This window comes from Pseudomonas chlororaphis subsp. chlororaphis (genome assembly GCF_003945765.1).
GTDB classification, from domain to species: domain Bacteria; phylum Pseudomonadota; class Gammaproteobacteria; order Pseudomonadales; family Pseudomonadaceae; genus Aquipseudomonas; species Aquipseudomonas chlororaphis.
Genome location: NZ_CP027712.1, coordinates 6,243,763 through 6,258,477 on the forward strand (window position 1 = coordinate 6,243,763; position 14,715 = coordinate 6,258,477).

The 14,715-nt window shown below is 64.4% G+C and carries 14 protein-coding genes; 5 read left to right on the forward strand and 9 right to left on the reverse strand.

The features are described from left to right. Positions 1 to 83: 83 nt before the first annotated feature. The 3 genes from C4K27_RS28460 (at position 84) to C4K27_RS28470 (ending at position 3,895) form a co-directional block, all read left to right on the forward strand. Positions 84 to 2,513, forward strand: a complete 2,430-nt coding sequence (locus C4K27_RS28460; RefSeq protein WP_053262909.1) for a TonB-dependent siderophore receptor — start codon at positions 84 to 86, stop codon at positions 2,511 to 2,513. A 63-nt stretch (positions 2,514 to 2,576) separates the two neighbouring features. Further along, on the forward strand, positions 2,577 to 3,710 hold the full coding sequence (locus C4K27_RS28465) for a PepSY-associated TM helix domain-containing protein (protein ID WP_053262910.1): 1,134 nt from the start codon (positions 2,577 to 2,579) through the stop codon (positions 3,708 to 3,710). After that, the gene (locus C4K27_RS28470) at positions 3,707 to 3,895 is read left to right on the forward strand and encodes a hypothetical protein (protein ID WP_053262911.1); all 189 of its coding nucleotides are present in this window, start codon (positions 3,707 to 3,709) and stop codon (positions 3,893 to 3,895) included. The genes C4K27_RS28465 and C4K27_RS28470 overlap by 4 nt, the downstream gene beginning before the upstream one ends. On the opposite strand, the gene C4K27_RS28475 is transcribed toward C4K27_RS28470, so the two are convergent. Next, the gene (locus C4K27_RS28475; protein ID WP_053262912.1) at positions 3,873 to 4,295 is read right to left on the reverse strand and encodes a hypothetical protein; all 423 of its coding nucleotides are present in this window, start codon (positions 4,293 to 4,295) and stop codon (positions 3,873 to 3,875) included. The genes C4K27_RS28470 and C4K27_RS28475 overlap by 23 nt on opposite strands. A 111-nt stretch (positions 4,296 to 4,406) precedes the next feature. Between C4K27_RS28475 and C4K27_RS28480 the strand changes: the two genes are divergently transcribed. Then, positions 4,407 to 5,036 (forward strand): glutathione S-transferase, encoded by a 630-nt coding sequence (locus C4K27_RS28480; RefSeq protein ID WP_007926031.1) that lies wholly within the window; start codon positions 4,407 to 4,409, stop codon positions 5,034 to 5,036. 203 nt (positions 5,037 to 5,239) lie between these two features. On the opposite strand, the gene creD is transcribed toward C4K27_RS28480, so the two are convergent. From creD to rloA2, 4 genes are all read right to left on the reverse strand, one after another. Next, positions 5,240 to 6,616 carry a cell envelope integrity protein CreD gene (gene creD / locus C4K27_RS28485; protein WP_053262913.1) on the reverse strand — a complete coding sequence of 459 codons (1,377 nt, stop codon included), beginning with the start codon at positions 6,614 to 6,616 and terminating at the stop codon, positions 5,240 to 5,242. Between the two features lie 241 nt (positions 6,617 to 6,857). After that, positions 6,858 to 8,279, reverse strand: coding sequence for a two-component system sensor histidine kinase CreC (creC, locus tag C4K27_RS28490; RefSeq protein WP_053262914.1), 1,422 nt, complete (start codon positions 8,277 to 8,279; stop codon positions 6,858 to 6,860). Next, positions 8,279 to 8,959, reverse strand: a complete 681-nt coding sequence (creB, locus tag C4K27_RS28495) for a two-component system response regulator CreB (protein WP_053262915.1) — start codon at positions 8,957 to 8,959, stop codon at positions 8,279 to 8,281. Before creB ends, creC begins: the two co-directional genes overlap by 1 nt. A gap of 69 nt (positions 8,960 to 9,028) precedes the next feature. After that, the gene (gene rloA2, locus C4K27_RS28500; protein WP_038575213.1) at positions 9,029 to 9,529 is read right to left on the reverse strand and encodes a retropepsin-like aspartic peptidase RloA2; all 501 of its coding nucleotides are present in this window, start codon (positions 9,527 to 9,529) and stop codon (positions 9,029 to 9,031) included. Between the two features lie 212 nt (positions 9,530 to 9,741). Between rloA2 and C4K27_RS28505 the strand changes: the two genes are divergently transcribed. After that, positions 9,742 to 10,629, forward strand: coding sequence for a 1-acylglycerol-3-phosphate O-acyltransferase, YihG family (locus C4K27_RS28505; RefSeq protein ID WP_053262916.1), 888 nt, complete (start codon positions 9,742 to 9,744; stop codon positions 10,627 to 10,629). Here C4K27_RS28505 and C4K27_RS28510 read toward each other — a convergent pair whose 3' ends face one another. The 4 genes from C4K27_RS28510 to C4K27_RS28525 form a co-directional block, all read right to left on the reverse strand. Next, positions 10,630 to 11,202 (reverse strand): DUF2780 domain-containing protein, encoded by a 573-nt coding sequence (locus tag C4K27_RS28510; protein WP_053262917.1) that lies wholly within the window; start codon positions 11,200 to 11,202, stop codon positions 10,630 to 10,632. Between the two features lie 322 nt (positions 11,203 to 11,524). Beyond that, entirely contained in the window at positions 11,525 to 12,724 is a 1,200-nt protein-coding gene (fdhA, locus tag C4K27_RS28515) for a formaldehyde dehydrogenase, glutathione-independent (protein ID WP_053262918.1), read from the reverse strand. A 222-nt stretch (positions 12,725 to 12,946) separates the two neighbouring features. Further along, positions 12,947 to 13,804: a formyltetrahydrofolate deformylase gene (gene purU / locus C4K27_RS28520; RefSeq protein ID WP_007926386.1), complete on the reverse strand. Its 858-nt coding sequence runs from the start codon at positions 13,802 to 13,804 to the stop codon at positions 12,947 to 12,949. A gap of 157 nt (positions 13,805 to 13,961) precedes the next feature. Then, complete coding sequence (locus tag C4K27_RS28525; RefSeq protein WP_053262919.1) at positions 13,962 to 14,594, reverse strand: sarcosine oxidase subunit gamma; 633 nt, start codon at positions 14,592 to 14,594, stop codon at positions 13,962 to 13,964. Between the last annotated feature and the right edge of the window lie 121 nt (positions 14,595 to 14,715).

Below are 14,715 nucleotides of genomic sequence, written 5' to 3' on the forward strand. Positions count from 1 at the left end.
TTATTTTCAGTCCGCCCTATCACTTTTTGAATCTCGTCCGGCACATAGGCAATTGAGAAATGTTTCCATCCAGGAGCCGCCGTATGTCCCGCTCGCTAGACACCCTGTTGCGCCCCAGCCTGTTGGCCGTGGCGATTGCCCTTTGCGTCCCGCTGGCCAGCACCCCGCTGATCGCCGCCGAACAGGCGTCCAGCGTGCGCGCCTACAACCTGCCGGCCGCGCCCCTGGCCAGCACCCTGAACCAGATCGCCAGCCAGGCGGGCCTGGCCCTGAGCCTCAACCCGAGCCTGGCCGCCGGCAAGACCTCGGCCCCGGTCAAGGGCCAGTTCGACGCCGCCGGCGCCCTGCGCGAGGCCCTGCGCGGCACCGGCCTGCAACTGGAACAAAGCAGCGCCGGCACCTACAGCCTGGTGGCGATTCCCGACGGTGTGGTGGCCCTGCCGGAAACCAGCATTACCGGCCAGCAGGCTTATGAGAGTGCCTGGGGGCCGGTGGACGGTTACCTCGCCACGCGCACCGCCGCCGGCACCAAGACCGACACCTCGCTGGTCGAAGCGCCGCGTTCGATTTCCGTCGCGACCCGCCAGCAGATGGAAGACCGCAACGTGCAGAATCTGGACGATGCCGTGCGTTACATGCCCGGCATCGTTTCCGCCAGCTACGGCAGCGACACCCGTTATGACTGGATGCGCGTGCGCGGCTTCGAGCCCACCCAGTTCCTCGACGGCCTGCCACTGCCCCGCGGCGTGTATGCCAACCCGAAAGCCGAAACCTGGAACCTCGATCGCCTGGCCCTGCTCCGCGGCCCGGCCTCGTCGGTCTACGGCCAGACCCCGCCGGGCGGCCTGCTGGACATGGTCAGCCGGCGTCCCAGCGCGGAATCGAGCAATGCCATTCAGCTGCAGTACGGCAGCGACAACTACCGCCAGATCAACTTCGCCAGCACCGGCAAAATCGACGATGAAGGCCAGTTCCTCTACGGCCTCAGCGGCGTGGTGCGGGATGCCGGTACGCAGGTCGATCACATCGACAACAAGCGCTACAACATCGCCCCCAGCCTGACCTGGAACATCGACACCGATACCAAGCTGACCCTGCTCTCGCAGTTCACCCGTGACGATACCGGGGCGACCAGCCAGTTCATGCCGATCCAGGGCACCAAGATCAAGTCGCCACTGGGCGACGTCTCCCATCACAAGAACCTCGGCGACCCGGACTACGAGTTCTACGACCGTACCTACTACGCCCTGGGCTATGCCTTCGAGCACCGTTTCAACGATGTCTGGCAGTTCCGCCAGAACCTGCGCTACACCAAATCGGAGCTGTCCTTCCAGCAACTGACCGTGGGCTCCTACGCCTACTCCCCGGCTGACGCGGCAGGCAATATCAGCCGTACCTCGACCAACGTGGACGAGGACATCAGCCAGTTCGCGGTCGACAACAACTTCCAGGCCGACTTCGCCACCGGCGACATCACCCACACCGTGCTGATCGGCCTGGATCACCAACGGACCGACACTTCCTACCTGTCGATTTACGGCGACGGCGGGACCACCAACATCTTCAATCCGGTTTATGGCCAGCCGATCGTGCGCCCGGCACGCTCCAGCGCTTACTACGACTACAACCAGAAAACCGTACAGACCGGCCTCTACGTGCAGGACCAGATGGCCCTGGACAAATGGCGCCTGACCCTGGGCGGTCGTGAAGACTGGGTGCACCAGGGCACCACGTACTTCAACAAGAACGACGTGACCAACACCGACCGCAGCAAGAACTTCAGTGGCAACGCGGCACTGAGCTATGTGTTCGACTCGGGCCTGGTGCCGTACCTGTCCTACGCCGAATCCTTCCAGCCCGCCAGCAACGCCAGCGTCTCCCCCACCGAGTCGTATAAACCCACGGAAGGCAAGCAATGGGAGCTGGGCATCAAGTACCAGCCGCCGGGCTCCAACACCCTGCTGAGTGCGGCGGTCTACGACCTGACCCAGAAAAACGTGCTGGTAACCAGCATCGGTGCCGGTGGCGAGTCGGTCACCAACCAGACCGGCGAAGTGAAGGTCAAAGGCCTGGAACTGGAAGCCGTGTCCGACGTGACCGACAACCTCAAGGTCATCGCCGCCTACACCCTGGCCAAGTCCGAGGTGCAAAAAGGCATCTATAAAGGCAACCGCCTGCAACTGATGCCCAACCAGCAAGCCTCCCTGTGGACTGACTACACCTGGCACAGCGGTGTGCTCGACGGTTTCGGCATTGGCGCCGGTGCCCGCTATACCGGCAACACCTACGGCGACCAGGCCAATACCTGGCTGGGCAAGGCCAATGCCTACACAGTGTTCGATGCCGCCGTGCATTACGACCTGGGCCGCCTGGACAGCAGCCTCAAAGGCGCGTCGCTGAAACTCAACGCCACCAACCTGTTCGACAAGGATTACCTGTCCACCTGCGATGGTTCCTACTGCTATTTCGGCGATCAGCGTAGCGTGGTCGCCAGTGCCACCTATCAGTGGTAATCGGCTGAGTTAACAACCAGGCCGTCCTGCAAGGACGGCTTTGCTGTGTCTGAAGGCTAAGAAATGAAAAGCAAAACCATCCGCCGCTGGTCCTTTATCCACACCTGGACCAGCCTGATCTGCACGGTATTCCTGCTGATGCTGGCCCTGACCGGCCTGCCGCTGATCTTTCACCACGAGATCGATCACCTGCTGGGCGACGCGCCGCAGCTGCGGGAAATGCCCGCCGACACCCCGCAGCTGGACCTGCAGCAGCTGGTGCGCGCCGCCGAGGCCCATCGACCGGGCGAGGTCATGCAGTACTTCGGTTGGGACGAGGAAGACCCCAACGGCGTGCTCACCATCATGGCCAGGACCGCCGGCACCGAGCCCAACTCGTCCCACACCTTCATGCTCGACGCGCGCACCGGCGAAGCCGTGGAAACGCCCTCGGCCAATGGCGGGCTGATGATGTTCATGCTGCGCCTGCACGTGGACCTGTTCGCCGGCCTGCCGGGCAAGCTGCTGCTGGCGTTCATGGGGCTGCTGTTCGTGCTGGCGATCGTCTCCGGCGTGGTGCTGTACCTGCCGTTCATGCGCCGGCTGGAATTCGCCACGGTGCGCCAGGACAAGTCCACCCGCCTGCGCTGGCTGGACCTGCATAACCTGATCGGCGTGGTGACCCTGACCTGGGCCCTCGTGGTCGGCGTCACCGGGGTGATCAGCGCCTGCGCCGACCTGCTGATCGCCGCCTGGCGCAACGACAGCCTCAGCGCGATGATCGAGCCTTACCGCGAGGCCCCGCCACTGACCCGACTGGCCCCGGCCAGCCGCCTGCTGGAGATCGCCAAGGAGGTGGCGCCGGGTATGCAGCCGGACTTCATCGCCTTCCCCGGCACACGTTTTTCCAGCGAGCATCACTACGCGGTGTTCATGAAAGGCAGCACCCACCTGACCTCGCACCTGCTGACGCCGGTGCTGATCGACGCCAGCACCCTGGAGGTCACCGCGGTGGCCGAACGTCCCTGGTACATGGACGCCATGGGCATGTCGCAACCGCTGCACTTCGGCGACTACGGCGGCCTGCCGATGAAGATCCTCTGGGCGACCCTGGATGTGCTGACCATCATTGTCCTGGGCAGCGGGGTTTACCTGTGGCTGGTGCGGCGCCGCGCGGCCCGGCCGGCATTAGGCGAACCCGCCGCGGTGGCGCCATGAAGCCGCGGCAATCGAATTTCTGGAAGGTCTTCGGCGCGCCGTTGTTCATTGCCGTGCTCTGTGCCGCGGGGCTGTTCTCCGCGCTGCTCGGCGACGGCATCTGGGACGCCCTGAGCTGGCTCAGCCTGGGCGCTCCGGCCCTGATCGCCCTGCGGGGTCTGTTCAACCGCCCGCCACCGGCCTGACCCCGGCGGCGGGGAAACCGCGCCACAGGTACAGCGCCAGCCCCAGGCCGATCGGCAGCACCGGGATGAATACGCGGTTTTCCTGCTGCGCCTCGGCGGCCACCAGTACGCAAAACAGCGCCAGCCCCAGCAGCGGTACGTAGCTCGCCGCCAGGCCCCAGCGCCAGGGCCGGGTCACCGGGCCGGGGCCCCGCAGGCTCAGCAGGGCACAGCCCAAAGCCGGCAAGGCCAGCGCCGGCAGCGCCCAGTACCAGGCCATGTAGGCGAACGCCATGATCAGCTCCGGCTCACCCTCGCCGTGGCGGCGAAACTCATACTGCAAGGCCAGGTACACCGCCAGCGCGCCCGACAGCGTCAGGACCAGGCTGTACAACCCGTGCCGAAAATAACACCTGCGCATTCATCACTCCTTGTCTGTCCTGCATGCCGCCCCTGTGGCCGGGGCCAGAGGCTGCGTTAAGATCTCCGGGGCGGCGAGCCTGCGCTCCACTTCCACCTTCGAGGAATATTCATGTCCACCCCCAGCATGACGCTGTTCCACAACCCGGCATCACCTTATGTGCGCAAAGTCATGGTGCTGCTGCACGAGACCGGCCAGCTGGACCGCGTGGCCCTGCAAGCCAGCCAGTTGACCCCGGTGAACCCGGACACCGCCCTCAACCAGGACAACCCGCTGGGCAAGATTCCCGCCCTGCGCCTGGCCGACGGCAACGTGCTGTACGACAGCCGGGTGATCCTCGACTACCTCGACCAGCAGCATGTCGGCAACCCGCTGATCCCCCGTGAAGGCTCGGCCCGCTGGCGGCGCCTGACCCTGGCGGCGCTGGCCGACGGGATCCTCGATGCCTCGGTGCTGATCCGTTACGAACTGGCCCTGCGCGCCCCCGAGAAACACTGGGAGCAGTGGCTCGACGGCCAGCGCGACAAGATCCGCCGCGCCCTGGCCGTGCTCGAGGCCGATGCGATCGCCGAACTGGCCAGCCACTTCGACGTCGCTTCCATCGGCGTCGCCTGTGCCCTGGGTTACCTCGATTTCCGCCACCCCGACCTGCGGTGGCGCGACGCCCAGCCCCAACTGGCGGCCTGGTACGCCGAGGTCAGTCGACGCCCTTCGATGCTGGCGACCCAGCCGCCGGTTTGAAGGCCCCGGACGCGGTCATCACCTGAAGTACGGTGGTGGCCGGGCCGGCCCTATCGTGAGCAAGCTCGCTACATGGGACACCGCGAAACCTGTAGGCGCGAGCTTGCTCGCGATGGCCGCCCCACGGAGCTTCAGGCAGCAACCCGACTATCCATGCCAGCAAGGCTTCCGCTGCCTGCTGGTCCTCGCGCAACCCCAACGACCTACTCATGGGCCACCTGCGCCTCGAACGTCAGCGGCTGGGCCGGTTTGGCCTGGCCTACGCCGTACCAGTCGAGTTTGCGGGTCAGCACCATGAACACCCCCAGCAGGCCGAACAGCAGCAGCGAACCCATCAGCAGCGCGTAATCCTCGGCGCTGAGCAAGCCGTACAACAGGCCATACAAAGCGGCCAGGCCGGCGGCGAAACTCAGGCCGTGGCCCAGGCTGCGCAACACATGGCTGACGTAGAAGCCGATCAGCGCCACACAGGCACCGGCCGACAGCAGGTAGGCCAGGGCGAAGCCGATGTGCTCCGACAGCGACAGCAGCAACAGATAGAAGAACGCCAGGGCCACGCCCACCAGGGCGTATTGCACCGGGTGCACCGCCAGGCTCTTGAGCACCTCGAAGAGGAAGAAGCCGGCAAAGGTCAGGGCAATGAACAACAGCGCGTATTTGATCGCCCGGTCGCTCTTGAGGTACTGGTCCACCGGGTCGATGAAACTCACGCCGAAGGAGCGGTTCTTGAACTCCTTGCACTGCCCACTGGCCAGGCAATTGATCAACGCGCTTTCCAGGTTGGTGGAGAAGAACGAGGTCTGCCAGTTGGCGGCGAAGCCCAGGTCGGAAATCTCACGCTGGGCCGGCAGGTAGTTGCCGATAAAGCTCGGATGAGGCCAGTCGGCACGCAGGCGCACCTTGCTGGTCTTGCCCACCGGCAGCACCTGCAACTGACCGGTGCCTTGCAGTTGCAGATCGAAGGCGAAGTCCAGGTCGGTGCTGCGCTTGCCGTCCAGCAGCGGCAGGTTGACGTGTACGCCCTCCCCAAGCCAGTCAATCCGGCTGCCGGGCGCGAACGGCAGGTTCTGTCCATTCAGTTCGAGGGCCAGCGCCTGTTCGATGCCGCGAATGTCGCTGATGCCCACGGCGAGAAACGGCTGCTCGAATTTGTAGTCGACGAAGTCTTCCTTGATCCCCAATTGCTCGGGCAGCGCAAACTGGCCGCTGATGCGGTTGTTGGCATGGAACAGCCGGGCCTGGTAGATGCCCCGGGCACGCAGTTCGGTCCGTACCTGGCCATCGAGTTCGAAGTGCTCCGGCAGGAAATACAGCTGCCCGCGCTCTTCTCCCAGCTCCTGGTAACGCTTGTTGGTCTTCTCGTTGGTTTTCCAGGTGCGCACCACCTTGCGATAAGGCACCACCAGCAGCGGGCCGCTCAGTTGCTGGCTGTAGCTGGAGCTGCGGGCGATATCGGTCAGCACACCGTCGCGCAGCTCCTGGCGCTCCTGGATCAGCCCGTCGATCATCAACAGCGGGACCAGCAGCCCCAGGATCAAAAGGGCGATAGCCCCAAGCTTTATGGTCAGATTGCGATTCATGGGTTCTCTCCCTGTTCGAATGAGGGAGAGTCTGGGCAGCCCATGTGGGGGTTTTATGGGGGCTGTGTGGAGACTGTGTGGAGATTGCCCCATAGAGATGGGGTGGCTGGCAGATCTGGCGGCCGCTTCGCGCCCGATCGCAGGCTGCGCCAGCGGCTACAGGATGCACGGAGTCTGTGTAGCCGCTGCCGAAGGCTGCGATCGGTCTGCGAAGCAGCCGCAAAACGGTACACGCAGGGAATCAGGCCGGGAACTGCAAGGTCACTTCAACGCCGCCTTCCACATTGCCGATCCGCATCTGGCCGCCATGCAGTTGCACCACCTCTTCGACGAAGTTCAGCCCCAGGCCGGTGCTTTTGCGCCCGCTGTCAGGCCGTGGCAGGGAGTAGAAACGTTCGGTCAAGCGCGCCAGGGCGTAGTCCGGGATGGGCTCGGCCTGGTTGAACAGGCTCAACCGCAGTTGGTCGCCCACCCGGCTGGCGCTCAAGCGCAGCACGCCACCGGCGGGGGTGAAGTCCAGGGCGTTTTCCAGCAGGTTGCCCAGGGCCTGGCGCAACAGGAACGCTTCTCCCGACAGCTTCAGCCCCGGGTCGATACGCTGCTCGACCTGCAGGCCCTTGCCCTCGATCCGTGCCTTCTGGCTGTCCAGCACCTGGTTCGCCAGGTCCGCCAGCGGCACCGCTTCCCGCTCTTCCAGGCCATGACGCTGCTCGACCAGCGCCAGGTTCAGCAAACGCTCGATCAAGTGCTGCATGCGCGCGCTTTCGCTGTCGATGTTGCTGACGAAACGTGCGCGCTGTTCGTCGGGCATCTCGCTCTGCAACAGCTCCGCCGCCCCGCGAATCGCCGCCAGCGGGCTTTTCAGTTCGTGGGTCAGGGTGTGCACATAACGCTCGACATAGGCCTTGCCCTCCAGTTGGGTGCGCATGTCCTCCACTGCCGTGGCCAGCTGTTCCAGTTCGCCGCCGCGATAGTGCGGCAGCTCGGCACGACGGCCTTCGCTGACCGCCTGGGCATAACCGGTCAGGCGGCGCAGGGCAGCGCTCAGCCACCAGGACAGCAAGGCGCCGAACAGCAGGCCCAGGCCGATCAGGCCGGCGCCGTACCACAGCAGGCGGCGCTCGGTGCGGTCGACATAGGGTTGCAGGGAACTGTTGGGCTTGGCCACGGTGACCACGCCGATGATCCGGCCGTTGTCGCGAATCGGCGCGCCGACATGCATCACCGAGGAGTTCGGGTCATCGGCCACGCTGCGCGAGGAGCGTGCGCCGTATTGGCCGCGCAGGGTCAGGTACACGTCGTTCCAGCGCGAATAGTCCTGGCCGACCGCCAGGCCGCTGGAGTCCAGCACCACCTTGCCCTGGGCGTCGGTGACGTAGATGCGGTGGTTGACCTGGTTCTTCGGCAGGCCCCAGATGGTCGCCGCCGGCTGCCGCTCGCCATAGGCCTTGAGCAATTGCGGCCAACGGTTCTCGCTGAGGGTGCCGGCCTTGAAGTCATCGCGCAGGATTTCCGCCAGCAGGTTGGCGGTGTCCACCAGGGTTTCCTCGGTGGACTGGCGCACGCCCGGGCGGATTTCTTCCATCACCGTGCTGAGGACGAAATAACCGGTCAGGCCGACGAACAGGACGTAGACCAGGAAAATCCGGATTCCCAACGGCATCAGCTGTCCCCCGGGCTGTAGCTGTAGCCCAGGCCGCGATGGGTCTGGATCGGCTCGGCATCGGCCGCCACCAGGCGCAGCTTGGCCCGCAAGCTCTTGATATGGCTGTCGATGCTGCGCTCGTAGCCGGCATCCGCCGCCACCCCCAGGGCATCGAGCAACTGCTCGCGGCTGAACACGCGCTCGGGTTGTTCCAGCAGGCAATGCAGCAGGCGGAATTCATGACGGGTCAGGCTGAGCAGCTGGCCGCGGTAGCTGATCTGGAACTTGTCGGTATCGACCTGGAACGGCGAGGCCGGCGCCTCGACCACCGCCCGCGGCGCCATGCGCTTGAGGATGGCCTTGACCCTCGCGGCGACCTCGCGCGGGCTGAAGGGCTTGACCACGTAATCGTCGGCGCCGATTTCCAGGCCCACCACCCGGTCGATTTCACCGTCCCGGGCACTGAGGAACATCACCGGCACCTCGCTGAAGCGCCGCAGTTGCTTGCAGGTTTCGAAGCCGCTGATGTCCGGCAGGCCGATGTCGAGAATCAGCAGGTCCGCCGGTGTATGGCGCTGATAGTCCAGCGCCGCCTGCCCGAGATTCAGCCAGGTGGTGCTGAAACCTTCACCCTGCAGGGCAAAAATCAGCGTATCGGCAATCGCCGCTTCGTCTTCGACAATCAGGATATGAGGCATGGCATCCAAGCACGGGAGGTAAGTGCCAGAACGGTGCCGGATGCCTCATGCGCCGTCAATCAGGTCTGATCAGCAGTCGGGCTTGTCCGCGGTGTAACGCCGGGCCGGGTTCACGGCGGCGCCGAACTCGCGCAGGGCCTTGGCGCCGATCAGCAGCGGGTAGTTGAAGCTGCTGCGGTCGGTCAGGTTGACCTCGACGGTACGCTTGACGTTACCCAGGCACATTTCCAGGTCGACCACCGGACGCTTGGCCACCTGGGCCTCTTCCTTGTCTTCGTCTTCATCGGCGCGGCTCTTGATCTTGCTGATCCGCGCCACCTTGTGTTCGTAGACCTTGCCGTCGGCATCCTTGGTCGCCAGGCGGAAACGTACCCACTCCTCGCCATCACGGGTGAAGGTCTCGATGTCCTTAGCCGACAGCGAGGCGGTCAGGGCGCCGGTGTCCATCTTGGCCTTGAGGGTTTCGCCGATTTCCGGCAGTTGAATGTATTCGTAGCGCCCGTAGAGGGTCGGCTCGGCGGCCATGACCGGCAGCGCCAGCAGGGACAGGAGTGCAAGGACGGATTTCACGTGAGCAGGTTCCTTGGAAAGTGGGCAGCAGGATTTTAGACCGTGGCCGGGCAATTGGTTCGGCCCGCGAGAAAACCCGCAGCCGCCACGATCGGCGAAATTGACCGCCAGCATATCCCGGTATACGTGAAACATTCGTCAGCACATCAGGATTTGGCCTGCCCGGCGAAGGTGCTTATCATGGCGCGCCCAAAGGCTTTCAAGAGTTCCTTATGCGCCGCCTGCTCACCGGCTGTTTCGTCACCCTGCTGCTGTTGCTCAACACCCTGGTCCTGTTCGGGCCGCTGATGGTGTTCGCCCTGCTCAAGCTGGTCCTGCCAGGGCGCCTGCGCGACCGTGCGTCGAAGGCGGTGATGTGGATTGCCGAAACCTGGGCCGAAATCGACAAGCTGATCTTCGCCCTGTGCATTCCCACCCAATGGGATATCCGCGGCGGTGACGAGCTGCGGGGCGACACTTCTTATCTGGTGATCAGCAACCACCAGTCCTGGGTCGACATCCCGGCGCTGATCCAGACCCTCAACCGCCGTACTCCCTTCTTCAAGTTCTTCCTGAAGAAAGAGCTGATCTGGGTGCCCTTCCTCGGCCTCGCCTGGTGGGCCCTGGACTACCCCTTCATGAAGCGCTACAGCAAGGCGTTCCTGGTCAGGAACCCGGAGCTGCAAGGCAAGGACCTGGAAATCACCAAGGCCGCCTGCGAGCTGTTCAAGCGCCAGCCGGTCACGGTGGTCAACTACCTGGAAGGCACCCGCTTCACGCCGGCCAAGCGTGAGCAGCAGCAATCCCCTTTCAAGCAGTTGCTCAAACCGAAGGCCGGCGGCGTGGCCTTCGTGCTGGCGGCCATGGGCGAACAGCTCGACGCCATTCTCGATGTGACGGTGGTCTATCCGCAGCAGAAGATTCCCGGTTTCTGGGACCTGATCAGCGGCAACGTGCCGCGGGTGATCGTCGATATCCAGACCCGTGAGCTGGACCCGGCGTTGTGGCAGGGGGATTACGAAAACGATCCGGCGTTTCGCCAGACCGTCCAGAACTGGGTCAACCAGCTCTGGACCAAAAAGGACCAGCGCATCGACGCCTTGCGCGCCGAGCGCCGTTGATCAGCTGCCGCTGCCGACACCCCAGATCCCGCCCAGGCTGTTGAGCAGCGAACCGCCCACGCCCTGCTGACCCAGGTATTGCAGGAGCACCGGGGCGAACTGGCCGATCATGCCACTGTCCATGCCCAGGGCGCTGAACGCGCTGTTCAGGTCATTGGTGTTCTGCACGTTACCCAGCGCGCTCTCCAGACCGGCGGTCTTGCTGCCACCGCTCTGCCCGAGCAGGCCACTCAAGGCGCCCAGGCTGCCCAGCGCGTTGCCGCCCGAGAGTTTGTCCAGCCCCGGAACGCTTTTGCTCAGTTGCGAGTAGTCGGTGCTGCTCAGCTGGTTCTTCGCCAGGCCCAGCATCGCACCGGTACCGCCGATGGCCTGCTCCGGCGTGACATCCAGCTGCGAAAGGGCACTGAGCAGATTGGCGGTCTGCGAGGTTGGAGCGGCAGCGGCGGCCTTGTCGCCACCCTGCATGCTGGACACCGCATTGGCGGCATCGCTCAGGCTGAAGCCTGCGGCAAAGACCGGGCTGGCTCCCAGGGTCAGCAACGTAGCCAGTGCAACACTGCGGGAAATTTTCATCGAGACAACCTCTTGAACCAGAAAGACACCGTGACAACGGCGGGAAAACTGCGGATTTGACCGGGAAAACCGGAGCAATGTTCCGCATCGGCCCATCCATATTTAGCCGGCCCGGATATACCCGGAACCTCGCAGACGGGCAACCGTTATTCCAACGCCGATATCTGTAGCCGCTGCCGCAGGCTGCGATACCAAGAGCGACGCCCGCTTCGCGGTCGATCGCAGCCTGCGGCAGCGGCTACAGGGTGCATGGTCGGGTTTTGCTCGATCCAGGCATAAAAAAGGGCGACCCGAGGGTCGCCCTTTTTACTGCGCCAAAGCCTTAGGCCGCGCTGAACAGCTTGTGCGGGTCGATGACGAATTTCTTCGGCACGCCGGCATCGAACTCGCCGTAGCCACGCGGGGCGTCGTCCAGGCTGATGACCTGCACGCCGACCACTTCGGCGATGTTGATGCGGTCCCACATGATGGCTTGCATCAGTTGGCGGTTGTACTTCATCACCGGGGTCTGGCCGGTGTGGAAGCTGTGGGACTTGGCCCAGCCGAGGCCGAAGCGGATGCTCAGGCTGCCCATCTTGGCCGCGGCATCCACAGCGCCCGGGTCTTCGGTGACGTAGAGGCCGGGAATACCGATCTTGCCGGCAACCCGCACCACGCCCATCAACGAGTTGAGCACCGTGGCCGGCGCTTCGTGCTGGGCACCGGCATGGCCATGGCCGCGAGCCTCGAAGCCCACCGCGTCGACCGCGCAATCCACTTCCGGCTCGCCGAGCAGCGCGGCGATCTGTTCGTGCAATGGAGTATCCTTGGACAGGTCGGCGATTTCAAAACCCTGGGCCTTGGCGTGGGCCAGGCGCACCGGGTTGACGTCGCCAACGATCACCACCGCCGCGCCCAGCAGACGGGCGGACGCAGCCGCGGCCAGGCCTACCGGGCCGGCACCGGCGATGTAGACGCTGCTGCCCGGGCCAACGCCGGCCGTCACCGCGCCGTGATAGCCGGTCGGCAGGATGTCGGACAGGCAGGTCAGGTCGCGGATCTTCTCCATGGCCTTGTCGCGGTCCGGCAGCTTCAGCAGGTTGAAGTCGGCGTACGGCACCAGCACGTATTCGGCCTGGCCACCGGTCCAGTCGCCCATGTCGACGTAGCCGTAGGCACCGCCGGCGCGGGCCGGGTTGACGGTCAGGCAGACCCCGGTGTGTTGCTCCTTGCAGGAACGGCAGCGCCCGCAAGCCACGTTGAACGGCACCGAGACCAGGTCGCCGAGCTTCAGGTTCTCGACGTCGCTGCCCTTCTCCACCACCTCGCCGGTGATTTCGTGACCCAGGACCAGGCCGACCTGGGCAGTGGTACGGCCGCGCACCATGTGCTGGTCCGAACCGCAGATATTGGTGGATACCACGCGCAGGATGACGCCGTGCTCAATCTTCCTGCCGCGCGGGTCCTGCATTTTGGGATAGTCGATTTTCTGTACTTCGACCTTGCCATTGCCGAGATACACGACACCACGATTACCAGACATGCTTTCACCTCGCTGTTGTTTTTATGAAACCGCGTTGCCGGAAAAAAGGCAGCGCGTAGAGTGCTCGGGTACAGATGCTGTTTCGTTCTTCAAAATCGCTTCGCTGTAGCCGCTGCCGCAGGCTGCGATAAGTCCGGGCCACGTTGGTCGAAGGGCCTTCCAGGGCCCTCAAGAGCGGCGCCCCCTACGGGGTCGATCGCAGCCTTCGGCAGCGGCTACAGGTCATAGAACCACCGTCCGGTTGGCGTTGAGGAACACCCGCCGTTCGATGTGATAACCCACGGCCCGCGCCAGGGTCAGGCCTTCGATATCGCGCCCCTTGGCAATCAGGTCCTCGGGGTAATGACTGTGGTCCACCACTTCCACGCCCTGGGCGATGATCGGGCCCTCGTCCAGGTCGTTGTTGATGTAGTGCGCGGTGGCGCCCACCAGTTTCACGCCCTTGTTGTAGGCCTGGTGATAAGGCTTGGCGCCCTTGAAACCGGGCAGCAGGGAGTGGTGGATGTTGATCGCCTTGCCATCGAGCTTGCGGCACAGCTCCGGCGACAGCACTTGCATGTAGCGCGCAAGGATCACCAGTTCGGCGCCGGAGTCCTCGATCACCTGCCACACCTGGCGCTCCTGGGACGGCTTGTCGTTGGGGTCCAGGGGGAAGTGGTAGTACGGGATCTGGTGCCAGTCGGCCAGGGGCTTGAGGTCCGGGTGGTTGGACACCACCGCCACCACGTCCATCGCCAGTTGGCCGATGCGCTGGCGGTAGAGCAGGTCGTTGAGGCAGTGATCGGCCTTGGAGACCATGATCACCACTTTCGGCCGATGCTGCGGCGGGGTCAGTTCGACGTTCATGTCGAAAGCCCGGGCGCGCTCGGCCAGACCGTCGCGCAGGCCCTGCTCGTTGAAATTCTCGGGCTGGCGGAATTCCACGCGAATGAAAAAACGCGCCGAAAGCCGGTCATCGAAAGAATGGTGCTCGGTGACGTAGCAGCCCTGCTCGAACAGAAAGCGGGTCACCGCGTCCACCGTGCCGAGCACGCTGGGGCAGTCGGCGGTGAGAATCCAGGTATCGGGTGCGCGGCTCATGCGGGGTGACTCCTGTTCGTAAGTACACTTCTGTAGCCGCTGCCGCAGGCTGCGATAAGTCCGGGCCACGTTGGTCGAAGGACCTTCCAGCGCCCTCAAGAGCGACGCCCCCTGCGGGGTCGATCGCAGCCTGCGGCAGCGGCTACAGGGATTTGTGTTACGCCTGGACGCTGAGGCCGTATTCGGCGGCGGAATCCTGCAGCCACAACCACCAGTAATCGGAGAAGCTGCGGCGGATCACCAGTTCCCAGGTGTCTTCGCCCATGCGGCGGATCACCAGTTGCGACTTGGCGAACACAGTGCCGACGGCCTTGCCCACCGGGAAGTTGTTGGGGTGCACGTCGTAGCTGGTGGACTTCATCAGCACTTGGCGCACGTTCGGGCCGGACAGTTCGAGAATCTGCTGGCCGCCACTGACGTTGACGATCTGGATGTGCAGGTCGCCCAGCGCTTCGCGCAGTTTTTTCTCGGCGGCGAATTCTTCACCGCTCGGCACCACCAGCAACCACTCGTCCGGCCCCATCCACTGCAGGCTGGTCTCGCCCTTGGCGACCACGGTCAGGGCCACTGGCAGCTCCAGGCCCAGGGCCTTGTGCACGCCGGCAGCGAAGGCCGGGTCATGAGCGTCGCCACGGAGGGTCAGGTGGCCGAGGAGTTTCTTCTCGCGCAGGGTCACGCCTGCGTTCTTGCGGCCCTTGCCCACCAGGCTGGCGAGGTCGGCATGGTGCAGCGACGACTCGGCTTTGGCGCCAGTGGTCGGGCGCTGTTGGTAAACGTTGACTGCGGTCATAGAGCACCTGTCTTGAATTCTGTTGTGCGAAACCACCGATCCCGTAGCCGCTGCCGAAGGCTGCGACAGGCCGGGGTCGCGCCCGACTCGAAGAACCTTCCTGCGCCCTCGAAAGCGGCGC